The following is a 12,630-nucleotide window of genomic DNA, read 5'->3' as shown; positions in this document are numbered from 1 at the left end:
GTCTAGACTCCGAGGTTCCGGGCAACGATCTCGCGGTGATACGCGGGAGTGCCGAAGAGGGAGAAGTCGGTCAGCGCCCGCCGGAAGTGATGGGAGAGCTCGTGTTCCCAGGTGAACCCGATCCCGCCGTGAACGTGGATCGCCTCCCTGACCACGTGCAGCACGGCGTCCGAGGCTCGCGCCTTCGCCATGGAGGCGGCGTTCTCCCAGCCCGGCTCCGCTGCGGCGGCCTGATCGAGAGCGGACTCCACCGCCGACCTCGCCGACTGCGTCTCCGCGTACATGTCGGCCAGCTTGTGCTTGATCGCCTGGAAGGAGCCGATGGCCCGCCCGAACTGAGTGCGCGTCTTGGCGTAGTCGACGGCCAGCCACAGGCACCGCTCGCCGATGCCCAGCGCGTCCGCCGCGGTCAGCAGCGCCCCTTCGACGAACGCCCGGGAGGCCAGGGCCACCGCCTCGTCCCCCTCGACCAGAATCCGCCCGGGGACACGGTCCATCCTGATCATGGCCAGGCCCCGGCTGCCGTCCAGTGCTTTCATCGGCTCGACGGCAAGGCCCTGCGCGCCACGTTCGACGAGCGCCAGGCAGGCCGTCTGCGGCGTGGTGGCTCCCGTGGCGCGGGCCAGGACGACGAAGTGTGTCGCCTCCCCACCGGCGGCGACGAACCGTTTGAGGCCGGAGACCCGGCAGCCGCCGTCCGCGCGCTCCGCCTCGGTGCCCGGGGAGTCGAGGTCGATCCCCGCGGAGTCCTCATGCAGCGCCAGGGCCACGATCGCGCGTCCGGCCAGGATCTCGTCCAGGAGGCCGCGGTTCCGCTCGACGCCCGCCCGCTCAAGCAGCGGCACCGCCAGACCGGCCGTCACGAGAAGCGATGACGGCAGCCCGACCCGTCCGGCCTCGATCAGCGCCGTACCCAGGTCGGCGATCGACCCGCCTTGACCGCCCGCGTCCTCGTCCAGCAGAAGGCCGAGGATGCCCAGTTCCTCGGCGAAGGCCTTCCACAGTGGCTCTTCGGCCCCTCCACGGGAGACGCGGCTAACCTCGGCCGGACTGTGGGCATCGAGGAACCGCCCGACGGTGGCCCCGAACTCTGCACGAAGGTCTGCGTCCACCCGCATAGGTGTCCTTTCACAAACTCAAGCAAACAGTTGCTTCATTTTCTTCCTGGACCACCGCGATCCGATTCCGGAGCCACCGGCCCCGACGGCGGGAACGCGCCCTCGGGGGAGCGACGGGAGAACCCTCGCTCCGCCCGGTCCGCGAGGTCAGCGGCTCATGGGACCTGCACACCGCGCAGGAGCAGCACGGTCTCGATCTCGATCAACTCGTCGATGGTCACGGAGCCCGCCGGGTCGAACCAGCGGATGACCGCCTGGACGGCGCCCATCACGGTCCGGTAGACCATCCGCGCGCTGAACTCTCCGCGAAACACGCCACTGTCCATGCCCGCCTGGATGACGTCCATCCAGATCCGCTCGACCTCGTGCTGACGGTCGACGATGGAGGGGAAGACCTGCACATAGGACCAGTCGTTCTGCAGGATGAGAACCTCGTTGCGGTTGCGGACCAGGCTCCGCAACGCCCTCGCCATCAGCCCGGTCAACGCCTCGGAGGGGTCGGCGGCCTCCGCCACCACGGACTGGTACTCCCGGATGATCACCCCGAGGTAGTCGACGAGCACCTGCTCGACGATCGCCTCCTTGGAGTCGAAATAGTAGTAGAGGCTCCCAGAAAGCATGTTCGCCTCGTCTGCCACGTCCCGCACCGTCGCGTTGGCGAAGCCCTTCTCGGCGAAGACCTTGGAGGCCGCGAGCAGAACGCTTTCCTTGCGCGCCTGTCCGGCGGGCGATCCCGTCGACCTTCGCCGTGTCTGGGAAACGCTCTTCGTGGTCTTTCCTGGAGGGGTCATCGACTCGTCCTACCTCAACTGAAAACGGGGCGAAATATTCAGGCGTGCCTATCACACCGGCTCAGGGTCCTTGACTGGACACGATGGAGACGGCGCTCACGAGCGCACCGGGACTACCTCCTTGATTTTGCACCAGCCCGAAGGCGGGATTGGCGACTTGGCGCTCACCGGCCTCGCCCCGGAACTGCTGCCACATCTCGAAAAGCATCCGCAGACCACTCGCGCCAACCGGGTGGCCGAAGCTCTTCAGCCCTCCGTCCGGATTGACCGGCAACGCACCGCCCAGGTCATAGCGACCCGCCAGGACATCTCGCCACGCCTGTCCGCGCGCCGAGAAGCCAAGTTCCTCCATCAGCACCAGTTCGGTCGGGGTGAAGCAGTCGTGCACCTCGGCCAGTGAGATCTGACCGGCCGGGTCGGTGATGCCGGCCTGCTCGTAGGCGATGTGGCTGGAGTGGACGACCTCGGGCAGATCGCAGTAGTCGTAGCGGTCGTCGTTGCGCCCGGTCGCGGCCCCCGCGCTCAGCGCGAGCGCGTGTACGTACAGCGGGCGGTCGGTGTACCTGTGCGCATCCTCGGCCCGGACGATGATCGCCGCCGCACCGCCGTCCGCGACACCGGAACTGTCAAAGACGCTGAGCCTGCCGGCGATCGCCGGCGCGCGGGCGATGACCTCCTTGGGGATGTTCTTACGAAACTGCGCCCGAGGGTTCAGTGCACCATTAGCGTGGTTTCGCCATGCAATGTGCGTCATGGCCTCTTTGACCTGTTCCTCCGAAATCCCATAACGTCTCGCGTACGACGGCACGATCATCGAGTACATGGCGGGCGCACTCAGATTCGGCGACGTACCGTCATTGGGCACGCTGGGCATTTCCAGCCCGGAGAAACCAAAGTCCTTCAGCTTCTCCCCGCCCACCGCCATCACCGTGTCATAGGCACCGGAGGAGACCGCGTAACAGGCGTTCCTGAACGCCTCGGATCCGGTGGCGCACATGTTCTCGACCCGGGTGACCGGCCGGTTGCTGATATTCATCGGCCTGGTCAGGGTGAGGCCGGAGACGCCGGAGGTCATCGTTCCCAGCCAGTAGGCGTCCACGTCGCCGAGTTCCAGGCCCGGGACGCTCCGCACCGCGCCGAGGGTCGCCTCGACCAGGAGGTCGTCCACCGACCGGCCCCAGAGCTCGCCGAATCTGGTGCAGCTCATACCTACGACGGCCACCGGGTTCTTCAGAGCGTGGGCGGGCATCAGGACTCCTCCTCGTGGGGGTGAACCTTCCAGACGTAGTTGCGGATCTCGTTGGAGGCCACGCTCGCGAGCCGGAAGACGGGCGCGACCCGATCCCCGATGGCCACCTCACGCCCGGGGGCGTCGGTCATCTCGAACTCGAAGCGGCCCCCGCCGTCGAAGTCGACCGCCACCGCCTTGGCCGGCAGCTGCACCGACTCCGAGAGCCAGTCGTCGGTGAACGTCGCGACGGTGCCCAGCAGGTCCCGCATGGGCGCGGGCTCACCCTGGTCGACGGCCCCGCAGCCGAGACAGACCTGTCGCGGGGGAAGGTTGCGGGTCCCGCAGGCGGTGCAGCGGGCCGCGGTGAAGGAGAACTTCCAGCGCACGCTCCGCCACGACGCCGGCGGGGCCGGAGCCTTGACCTCGGGACGCCGCGGCGGCTCCCGGTCGAGCACGCCCCGCCAGGTGAGGTAGTCGGCGTATCGAAGCGGAAGCGCCGTCAAAGGCACCGGGGAGGAGCGCGCCGCGCGGAGCGCGCCGAGTTCGGGCGTGGCGCGGAACACGAACGCGTCTGCCCCGTCCGCGGCCAGGACGGCCAGGATCGTCTGCCCGGGCTCGGCCCGGTCCAGCGCGGCGCAGAGCCGCAGCCCGAAGTCCGCGGCGCCGGCGTAGCCGGTGTCATCGGCGAGGCCCGCCGCGAGCCGGTCCGCGCCGAAACGCCTGCGCGCGGCCTGTACGGCGCGCAGGTGGGGGCCGCTGATCACCACGTGGTCGATCTCGGACGGTTCGAGCCCTGCCTCCTTGGCCGCCTCCGCGGTCACCGCCTCGATCAGCTCCAGGTATTCGTCCACGCCGAAGCGCTCTTCCCACGACCGGGTGCGCAGCGCGCCCGGGGAACGCCAGCGGTCCAGCAGTTCCATGGTGCGGGCCGCCCCGCCCAGCAGCTCGGCGACCGGGTTCTCCCCCATCGCGAAGGCCGCGGCGGCGTCTCCACCATGCAGCTCGTCCTCGGAGCCGGGAAGTCCGTACCGCAGGTCGGCCAGGGCGACGACGGCTCCGGCGCCCCTGAGGCCCGCGCGGAAGGCGCCCGCACCGGACCGGATGGAGCCGCACGCGTCGAAGGCCGCCACCTCCTCGGGCAGGCCCAGTGCCATGGCGACCGCAGAGGCGTTGCTCCGCTCCATGTAGGCGGGACGGGAGGTGGCGAACCAGAGCTCGGCCGGGAGAAAACCGGGTGATCGCCGCAGGGTGCGTCGCAGCGCCTCCACCGCGAGGGTCGTGCTGTCCTCGTCGTGCGAGGCCACCGAGCGGGTGCCCTTCAGTCCTGGAATCCCGAGAGTCCTGCCGATCTCACCCCGGTCGAGCCGGTAGGCCGGGATGTAGGCGCCGTAGGCGGTGATTCCGATCATCAAGGTTCCTCTTGGTCCCGGGCCTGGCGGACGCTTACCCACGAAGCATGTAAATCAAGCATTTGCTTTGCTAGCATATCCAGCCCCGAGCAGATGAAGCAAACGCTTGACGCGCCGAACCGTTGGAGGACCATGAACCGGCTGCCCGACGAGGACGCATTCCACCGCGAGGCGGTCGCGTTCCTCGACTCCTACGCCACCCGCCGCTCCGATGAGACCGGTCAGGCGGCCTGGGGCCGTGGCGACGACCGGGTCTCCGTCGTCGCCGAGCGTGCCGAGGGCGAGGAGGAGGAGATCGCCCGTCTCAAGGACTACCGCGCCGCCCTCGACCGGGCGAGGCTCGCCTGGGTCGACGGTCCGGCCGCCTACGGCGGGCGCGAGTTACCGACGCACCACGCGGCAGGGTTCCGCGAACTGGAGTCCCGGTACGACCTGCCCGATGACGGCTACACGAGATTCAGCGTCTCGACGTTCTGCCCCGCGCTGCTGAAGCATGGCTCGGAGTTCCTCAAGCAGACATACCTGCACCACCTCAGGAGCGCCAGGCTCCTCGCCTGCCAGCTCTTCTCCGAGCCGGGCGCGGGGTCCGACCTGGCCGGTCTCAGCACCAGGGCGGAGCGGCACGGCGACGGGTGGATCCTCAACGGGCAGAAGGTCTGGAGCTCCGGCGCTCACTACAGCGACCTGGGGCTGTGCATCGCGCGCACGAACCGCGACGCGCCCAAGCACGCCGGCCTGTCCACGTTCCTGGTCGACATGCGGGCGCCCGGCGTCGAGATCCGCCCGATCCGGCAGCTGACCGGCGGCGCCTCCTTCGACGAGGTGTTCCTCACCGACGTGTACGTGCCCGACGACCACCGCCTCGGCGAGGTGGACCAGGGCTGGCAGGTGGTGGTCGACGTGCTGCTCAACGAGCGCGGCGCGATCGGCCTGGAGAGCGGCATCGACGAGGCGTTACTGTTCCGCCTGGTCGACCTGGTCAGGCACACCGGCGCCTCCGGGGACCCCCGCGTCCGCGACGCCCTGGCCGACCTGCACATCCGGAGCTGGGCGGCGCGCGAGACCACGACCCGCCTGCTCGCCGCAGCCGAGGGCGGAGTGCCGGGGCCCGAGCTCGCCCTGTCGAAACTGATCCTCGTCGATCTGCTGCGCAGGGCCGGCGATATCGCCTCCGACGTCCTCGGCGCCTCGATGATCGCCGACACCGGCGAGTGGGGGACGTTCGCCTGGTCGGAACTGACCCTCGGACTGCCCGGCCTACGGGTCGGCGGCGGGACCGACGAGATCCTCCGCAACGCGGTGGGCGAGAGAGTGCTGGGACTACCGAAGGACGCCAGATGAAGATCGATCTCGGGATGATCGGTTCCTCCGCCGCCGCGTGCGGCCCGATCGCCGCACGGGCCGAACAGGTCGGTTTCGACGGCCTGTGGGCCAGCGAGAGCGTGACCGACGCCTTCCTGCAGTCGCAGGCGGCACTCACCGCCACCACCACGACCACGGTCGGCACCGCCATCGCCGTCGCCTTCGCGCGTAATCCGATGTCCACCGCCTACCTGGGCTGGGATCTGGCCGCGCTGTCGGGCGGGCGCTTCGTCATGGGACTGGGCACCCAGATCCAGGCGCACATCGAGCGACGCTTCTCCATGCCATGGAGCAGTCCGGTAGCGCGGATGCGCGACTTCCTCACCGCGATGGACGCGATCTGGACCGCTTGGCGCACCGGCTCGAAGCTGAATTACGAGGGCACCCACTACCGGCACACCCTCATGTCACCGGTTTTCACCCCGCCCCACCACGACCTGGCCATCCCCGTGATGATCGCCGCCGTCGGAGACAGGATGACCGAACTCGGCGGGGAGCTGTGCGACGGCCTGATCCTGCACGGCATGACCACCACGACCTACCTGGACGAGGTCACCCTGCCCGCGCTGCGGCGCGGCATGGAGACGGCCTCACGTGACCGCTCAGAGGTCTCGCTGTACTGTCCCGTCTTCATGGTGATGGGTGACACCGAGGAGCAGTTCGAGGAGATGAAGCGCAAGACCAGGGAGCAGATCGCCTTCTACGCCTCCACCCCGGCCTATCGCGGGGTCCTCGCCTCTGTGGGGTACGAGGAGCTGCAGCCCGAGTTGCAGGCACTGTCTCGCGCGGGCGAGTGGGCCGGGATGGGCGATCTGATCGACGACACCCTCCTCGGGCACATCGCGATCCTGGGGCGGCCCGAGGAGATGCCGAAGCTCTGCGGGGAGCGGTTCTCCGGCCGGCTGGACCGGATCTCCTCCTACCATCCGTGGCCGGTGGACGACGACCGGCTGGCCGAGATCCTCCGCGGGTTCGCGGGCGGAGCGGAGAACAGAGCACAGGAGGTGGCCCGATGAGTGGTCTCACCGAGGAGTCGCTGCGGCGGCTGGCCGACAAGGAAGCCGTCACCGAGGTGCTGCTGGCCTACTGCGACCTGGTGGACCGCGGCGAGGTGGACGAGCTGGCCGCTCTCTTCACCGAAGGCGCCTCGTTCGACTACGGCAACGGCGCGGTCTTCACCGGCAGGAAGACGCTGCACGCACTCTTCACCGACCGGCTGGGCCGGTACCGCGCCACCAACCACCACACGTCGAACATCCGGGTGGTTCTCTCGGGCGACTCGTCCGCTTCGGCCGTCAGCTACGTCTACGCCTGGCACGAGAGCGTGGAGAGCGGCGAGCAGCTGCACATCTGGGGGCGCTACACCGACACGCTGGTGCGGTCGGAGCAGGGCTGGCTGCTGGACACCCGCCAGGTGCGGGTCGCCGGCGCCTCGACGCAGCCCGCTTTCCCGCTGCCCGAGCGGTTCGAGAGGTATCCGCGCAGGGACCTCGGCTGACATGCGCGAGTGCCCTCCCGGCCTGGCCGGGAGGGCACTCGCACCATCTTGTGAGTCCGAGGTCAGAGGGTGATCGGCACGAGCTCGTGGTAGCGGCCGTCCAGGTAGGCCAGCGGGGCGTTGTCGTCGTCGGCGCCCATACGGGCCTCCACCATCCGCCCGATCACGATCGTGTGGTCGCCCGCCTGGAGGCGCTCGGTGAGCAGGCACCTCACCCAGGTGGCGACCCCGTGCAGCAACGGTTCGCCGGAGGGGAGGGTGGTCCACGTCTCGGGGTCGCTGAAGCGCTCCCGCGCGCTGCGCGCGAAGCGGGTCGCCAGGTCCGACTGCCCGGCCGCCGGCCAGTGGATGAGCACGCTCTCGGCTCCGGAAAGCGCCGCCAGGCTCGACGAGGTCTGCGCGATCGCGAACGACAGCAGAGGGGGGTCCATCGACACCGAGACGACCGAGGTCGCGGTGAACCCCACAGGCCCGCTCGGCGACGCGAGCGTGACCACGGTGACCCCCGCCGGATGGCGCCGGAACACCGAACGAAACGACTCGCCTGACACGGAGTGCTCAACAGTCACAGCAACCATCCCGCCGCTTCCAGATCGGTGATCGACTCACCGTGTTCACCAGCCGATTGAGGGACGTCCGAGCTCGAAGCGAGTCCGAGCAGAACCGGGTGACATAACCATCCAGTCTGGACATCTCGACCTTAGGGTTCGGCCGTGTCAATGTCAAGCAATTGCTTGCTTTACATTTTCGGACGCCGAGCGCACACCGCGCCACCGCGCGCGACCCGCCCAGGAGACCTTCGGTCATGAACGTCGGCAGGGCGGCGAACCGCCGTTGGATGGCCATGCCATCATGAGCAAATATGAAAAATGCGTCATTTTGGAATGATGTTGACCGTCACCTGATCCGCTACGGCGCGACGTTCACCCCGAAGGTCATCGAACGGGCGGCGGGGTCGTACGTCTACGACGACGCCGGGACGGCGATCCTCGACTTCACCTCGGGTCAGATGAGCTCGATCCTCGGGCACTCCCACCCCGACGTGGTCGCGGCGGTCTCACGGTCGATCTCCTCGCTGGATCACCTGTACAGCGGCATGCTGAGCCCGCCCGTCGTCGACCTGGCCGGCCGGCTCGCGTCGACGCTTCCCGAAGGCCTGAGCAAGACCCTGCTGCTGAGCACCGGCGCGGAGGCCAACGAGGCCGCGATCAAGATGGCCAAGCTCTACACGGGCGGGTACGAGATCGTCTCCTTCGACCGGTCGTGGCACGGCATGACCTCGGGCGCCTCCTCCGCCACCTTCTCCGCCGGTCGCCGGGGATACGGCCCGCCCATGCCGGGCAACCTCACGCTCCCCACGCCGAACGCGTACCGATCCCCCTTCCGTCACGCGGACGGGTCGTACGACTGGGAGGCCGAGCTCGAGTACGGGTTCGCCCTCGTCGACCAGCAGTCGTCGGGAAGCCTGGCCGCGTGCCTGGTCGAGCCGATCCTGTCCTCCGGCGGGATCATCGAGCTCCCGGCCGGATATCTGCGGCGGCTGAAGGAGATGTGCGCAGAACGCGGGATGCTGCTGATCGCGGACGAGGCCCAGACCGGACTCGGACGCACCGGCGAGATGTACGCCTTCGAACGCGACGGCGTCGTCCCGGATCTCCTGACGCTCTCCAAGACCTTGGGGGCGGGCCTGCCGGTGGCGGTCGTCGTCACGTCGGCGCGGATCGAGGAGGTCTGTCACGAACGCGGGTTCCTGTTCTTCACGACCCACGTCTCGGACCCGCTCGCGGCGACCGTCGCGCTGACCGTGCTCGACGTCATCGAACGCGACGGACTCGTGGCGCGGGCAGCGGTCCTGGGCAAGCAGCTCAACGAGCGGTTGCTGGACCTGCGTGACCGCTTCGAGGTGGTCGGCGACGTCCGCGGCCGCGGGCTTCTGCAGGGCCTGGAACTGGTGACGGACCGGCCGAGCAAAACCCCGGCGGAGGCGCTCGGAAAAGTCGTGACCACGGCGTGCCTGGAGCGCGGGCTGCACGTCAACATCGTCCAGCTGCCGGGGATGGGGGGAATCTTCCGGCTCGCACCACCGCTCACGATCAGCGACTCGGAACTGCACGCCGGACTGGACATCCTCCAGGCGGCCCTGAAAGCGGTCGTCTCAGGAAACGGCGGGTGACCACAGATCACGACATATCTGGATAGGCGCTGATTCGCCGATGTGCCAGGACTCACCGGAGACAACCGTGCCCGACGAGCACGACGGGCGCGTCCCCCGCCCCAGGGTGTGGATAACGTGGCGCCCATGAGTCGGGGGCATCATGGATGAGGTGAGGGCCGAGGAGAGCGCGCCGGTGGATGCCGTGCCCTCGGGCGACGATCGGGCGTTCACCGAGCTTGTCGAGCGTCATCGGCGGGAACTGCGGGTGCACTGCTATCGGATGCTCGGCTCCTTCGAGGAGTCGGAAGATCTGGTGCAGGAGACGTTTCTGCGGGCGTGGCGCGGACGCGGGACCTTCCACGGCCGTTCCACCGTCCGCGCGTGGCTCTACCGGATCGCGACAAACGCGTGCCTGGACTTCCTCGACCGGCACCCCCGCCGTCCGCGACCTCGGGACGCGGGACCGGCACGGCCGCCGCAGCCGGGCTCGCCGCCGTCCGAGGTCCGGTGGTTGCAGCCCTGCCCGGATGAGCTGCTGGAGCCGGCCGCGTCCGACGGCATGGAGCCGGACGCGGCCGCGGTCGGCAAGGAGACCGTCGAGCTGGCGTTCCTCGCCGCCATCCAGCATCTGCCGCCCAGGCAGCGGGCCGCGCTGATCCTGCGCGACGTGCTCGGCTGGTCCGCGAAAGAGACCGCCGCGCAGCTTGAGATGAGTGTCGACTCGGTCAAGAGCGCCCTGAAACGAGCACGATCGACCCTGAGGACCCACCTTCCGGAGCGACGTCTCGAATGGGCGCCGTCGACGGCTCCGACCGCTCAGGAACGAGAACTGCTGCGACGCTTCATGGACGCCCACGACAAGGCCGACCCCGCCGCCCTGGCGAAGCTGCTGAGCGAGGACGCGCGGATGACGATGCCTCCGCTCCCGTTCTGGTTCTCCGGCCGCGACGCGATCGAGTCCTTCGCCGCACACGCCTTCGGCCCGGATTCACCGCTGTATCGAGGACGGTGGCGCAGCATCCCCACGCGGGCGAACCGGCAGCCGGCTGTGGCGGGCTACATCCGGCTGCCGGGTGAGTCCGTCTACCGGGCTCAGGCGCTCAATGTGCTGAGGATCGCGAACGGTGAGATCTCCGAGATCACCGTCTTCGAACCGCACCTGCTGGCCGCGTTCGGACTGCCGCCGACGCTGCCCCCGACGCCGCCTCCGGGCGGCGCGCCCTCGGACGGTGACCCCTTTTGGGAGCCTCACCCGTCTTAACGGTGGACGACCTCGATGAGCGGGGTCGACCACCGTTGGGGAGCACACTCGATGACGATCGACGAAGACGTGACGCGTTTCTCGGAGGGACCGTCCGGCATGACCACCTACGTGTTGATACCCGGCGCCGCGGCCGACCCGTGGTACTGGCACCTGACGGCCGCCGAACTGCGTGCGCGCGGTCATGACGTGGTCACGCCCGACCTTCCCTGCGACGATGATTCGGCCGGGTTCTCCGAGTACGCCGACGCGGTGGTCGATGCCGTCGGCGACCGTACCGACCTCGTCGTGGTCGCCCACTCCTTCGGCGGATTCACCGCGCCGCTGGTGTGTGAGCGGATACCGGTCGAACTGCTGGTGCTGGTCTCGGCCATGATCCCGGTGCCGGGCGAGCCGCCGGGTGACTGGTGGGGCAGCACCGGCTGGGAGCAGGCACGGCGAGAGCAGGACGAACAGGACGGCCGGGCACCGGACGACGAGATCGCCCTGTTCCTTCACGACGTCCCGCCCGATCTGGCCGCGGAGGCCCTGGGAAGGAGGCGCGACCAGTCGGCCACTCCCTTCGACGCCCCGTGGCCGCTCGCCGCCTGGCCGGCGGTGCGGACGGTGTTCCTCCTGTGCCGTGACGACCGCTATCTGCCCGCCGATTTCATGCGCCGCGTCGTCAAGGAGCGCCTCGGCCTGGTCCCCGACGAGATCGACGGGGGCCACAACGTCGCGCTCAGCCGCCCCGCGGAACTCGCCGACCGGCTTGTGGCCCATCGCCGAACGTGAGCCGTGCCGGTGTCACCGTGACACCGGCACGGTAGCGAAGGCCACGGTGTCCGATCACGCGGCCGGCGCCCGTCCGGGGCAGGTCGCCTTCCCCGAATCCGGAAAGGGACAGGCTCTCAGCGGCGGACCGCGGTGAAGAGGGCGTAGCTGATCTGCGGGATCTGCCCGAAGCGCCGGTATATCTCCCCGCAGACGGTGAGCTGCTCGGCGATCTCGCCCCCGAGTCGCATCGCGGAGGCCGGGAGGAGGTCGTCCACGAGCCGGAAAGACCTGCCGACGTTTACCCCTATGTCATGGAATATCTCGATCTTCAACCCGGCCCGGTCCATCTCCTCGTAGAACTCCTCGATGGTGGGCACGAAGTGCACGTGGAAGCCGCGGGAGAGGTCCTCCATGGCCTCGGCGGCGTCGCCGGTGAGAGAGTCGAGCAGATACCACTCCCCCACCACGAACCGCCCGCCGGGACGCAGCACCCGGGCGATCTCGCCGAGGGCCGCCGCCGGGTTCTCCATGTGGAGGAGGGACTCGATGGCGTACGCGGCGTCGAAGGAGGCGTCGTCGAAGGGGAGCCACATCGCGTCGGCGAGCTGGAAGTCCGCCCGCCCCTGCCCCTGACCCGCCTCGGGGCGGGCCTCGGCCAGGTGCACCTGGTACTCGCTCAGGGTGACCCCGGTGACGTGCACGTCGCGCGCGGTGGCGATGCGTACGGCGGGCCTGCCGGTGCCGGACCCCACGTCCAGGACGCGCTCCCCGGGAACGACCTCCAGGCGCTCGGCCACCAGGTCGGTGAGGTGATCCGTCGCCTGGGCGGCGGGCGCCTCGTCGTGCTCGTCCATCCAGTAACCGACGTGCAGATTGCCGCCGAACGCGTCGGCGCGGGAGTCGGTGAGCGGGTCGCGCGTCTCGCCGGTCACCTCGGGCGAGAATTTTTCCTGACGGGTCAATGGCCAACCTGTCTCTCGGGGACGGTCTGCGTGAAACTCCGTACCGGGAAGGCTCCACGAAAGACGCGCCTGCCCGGGAACATGCCG

Annotated in this window: 12 protein-coding genes; 6 read left to right on the top strand and 6 right to left on the bottom strand. The window is 69.1% G+C overall.

The genetic code is table 11. The features are described from left to right. Window positions 1–2 precede the first annotated feature (2 nt). The 4 genes from ACFY3D_RS22780 to ACFY3D_RS22765 form a co-directional block, all read right to left on the bottom strand. Window positions 3–1,112: an acyl-CoA dehydrogenase family protein gene (locus ACFY3D_RS22780; RefSeq protein ID WP_389982085.1), complete on the bottom strand. Its 1,110-nt coding sequence runs from the start codon at window positions 1,110–1,112 to the stop codon at window positions 3–5. Window positions 1,113–1,273: 161 nt separating this feature from the next. Continuing rightward, complete coding sequence (locus ACFY3D_RS22775) at window positions 1,274–1,909, bottom strand: TetR/AcrR family transcriptional regulator (protein WP_389982082.1); 636 nt, start codon at window positions 1,907–1,909, stop codon at window positions 1,274–1,276. Window positions 1,910–1,970: 61 nt separating this feature from the next. Further along, complete coding sequence (locus ACFY3D_RS22770) at window positions 1,971–3,158, bottom strand: acetyl-CoA acetyltransferase (RefSeq protein ID WP_389982079.1); 1,188 nt, start codon at window positions 3,156–3,158, stop codon at window positions 1,971–1,973. After that, window positions 3,158–4,549, bottom strand: coding sequence for a zinc ribbon domain-containing protein (locus tag ACFY3D_RS22765; RefSeq protein ID WP_389982076.1), 1,392 nt, complete (start codon window positions 4,547–4,549; stop codon window positions 3,158–3,160). The genes ACFY3D_RS22770 and ACFY3D_RS22765 overlap by 1 nt, the downstream gene beginning before the upstream one ends. Before the next feature lie 132 nt (window positions 4,550–4,681). On the opposite strand from ACFY3D_RS22765, the gene ACFY3D_RS22760 reads away from it, so the two are divergent. The 3 genes from ACFY3D_RS22760 to ACFY3D_RS22750 are packed head-to-tail and all read left to right on the top strand — an operon-like array spanning window position 4,682 to window position 7,409. Next, the gene (locus ACFY3D_RS22760; RefSeq protein WP_389982073.1) at window positions 4,682–5,890 is read left to right on the top strand and encodes an acyl-CoA dehydrogenase family protein; all 1,209 of its coding nucleotides are present in this window, start codon (window positions 4,682–4,684) and stop codon (window positions 5,888–5,890) included. Next, on the top strand, window positions 5,887–6,927 hold the full coding sequence (locus ACFY3D_RS22755; protein WP_389982070.1) for a TIGR03617 family F420-dependent LLM class oxidoreductase: 1,041 nt from the start codon (window positions 5,887–5,889) through the stop codon (window positions 6,925–6,927). Before ACFY3D_RS22760 ends, ACFY3D_RS22755 begins: the two co-directional genes overlap by 4 nt. Beyond that, the gene (locus tag ACFY3D_RS22750) at window positions 6,924–7,409 is read left to right on the top strand and encodes a nuclear transport factor 2 family protein (RefSeq protein WP_389982067.1); all 486 of its coding nucleotides are present in this window, start codon (window positions 6,924–6,926) and stop codon (window positions 7,407–7,409) included. Before ACFY3D_RS22755 ends, ACFY3D_RS22750 begins: the two co-directional genes overlap by 4 nt. 62 nt (window positions 7,410–7,471) lie before the next feature. Here the strand turns inward: ACFY3D_RS22750 and ACFY3D_RS22745 are convergent, their stop codons facing one another. Beyond that, a complete protein-coding gene (locus ACFY3D_RS22745) occupies window positions 7,472–7,978 on the bottom strand; it encodes a flavin reductase family protein (RefSeq protein ID WP_389982064.1) in 507 nt (168 codons plus the stop codon). Between the two features lie 293 nt (window positions 7,979–8,271). On the opposite strand from ACFY3D_RS22745, the gene ACFY3D_RS22740 reads away from it, so the two are divergent. The 3 genes from ACFY3D_RS22740 (at window position 8,272) to ACFY3D_RS22730 (ending at window position 11,599) form a co-directional block, all read left to right on the top strand. Next, the gene (locus tag ACFY3D_RS22740; protein WP_362901351.1) at window positions 8,272–9,582 is read left to right on the top strand and encodes an aspartate aminotransferase family protein; all 1,311 of its coding nucleotides are present in this window, start codon (window positions 8,272–8,274) and stop codon (window positions 9,580–9,582) included. A 142-nt stretch (window positions 9,583–9,724) separates the two neighbouring features. Continuing rightward, window positions 9,725–10,825, top strand: coding sequence for an RNA polymerase subunit sigma-70 (locus ACFY3D_RS22735; protein ID WP_389982061.1), 1,101 nt, complete (start codon window positions 9,725–9,727; stop codon window positions 10,823–10,825). A gap of 51 nt (window positions 10,826–10,876) precedes the next feature. Next, a complete protein-coding gene (locus tag ACFY3D_RS22730; RefSeq protein ID WP_389982058.1) occupies window positions 10,877–11,599 on the top strand; it encodes an alpha/beta hydrolase in 723 nt (240 codons plus the stop codon). A gap of 116 nt (window positions 11,600–11,715) precedes the next feature. Here the strand turns inward: ACFY3D_RS22730 and ACFY3D_RS22725 are convergent, their stop codons facing one another. Continuing rightward, window positions 11,716–12,543, bottom strand: coding sequence for an SAM-dependent methyltransferase (locus ACFY3D_RS22725; protein WP_389982055.1), 828 nt, complete (start codon window positions 12,541–12,543; stop codon window positions 11,716–11,718). Window positions 12,544–12,630 lie beyond the last annotated feature (87 nt).

The sequence above is a fragment of the Streptosporangium sp. NPDC000509 genome, assembly GCF_042898365.1.
Lineage (GTDB): Bacteria > Actinomycetota > Actinomycetes > Streptosporangiales > Streptosporangiaceae > Streptosporangium.
Note: the sequence above shows the minus strand (reverse complement) of the source record. Positions and strands in the feature narration are given on the sequence as shown.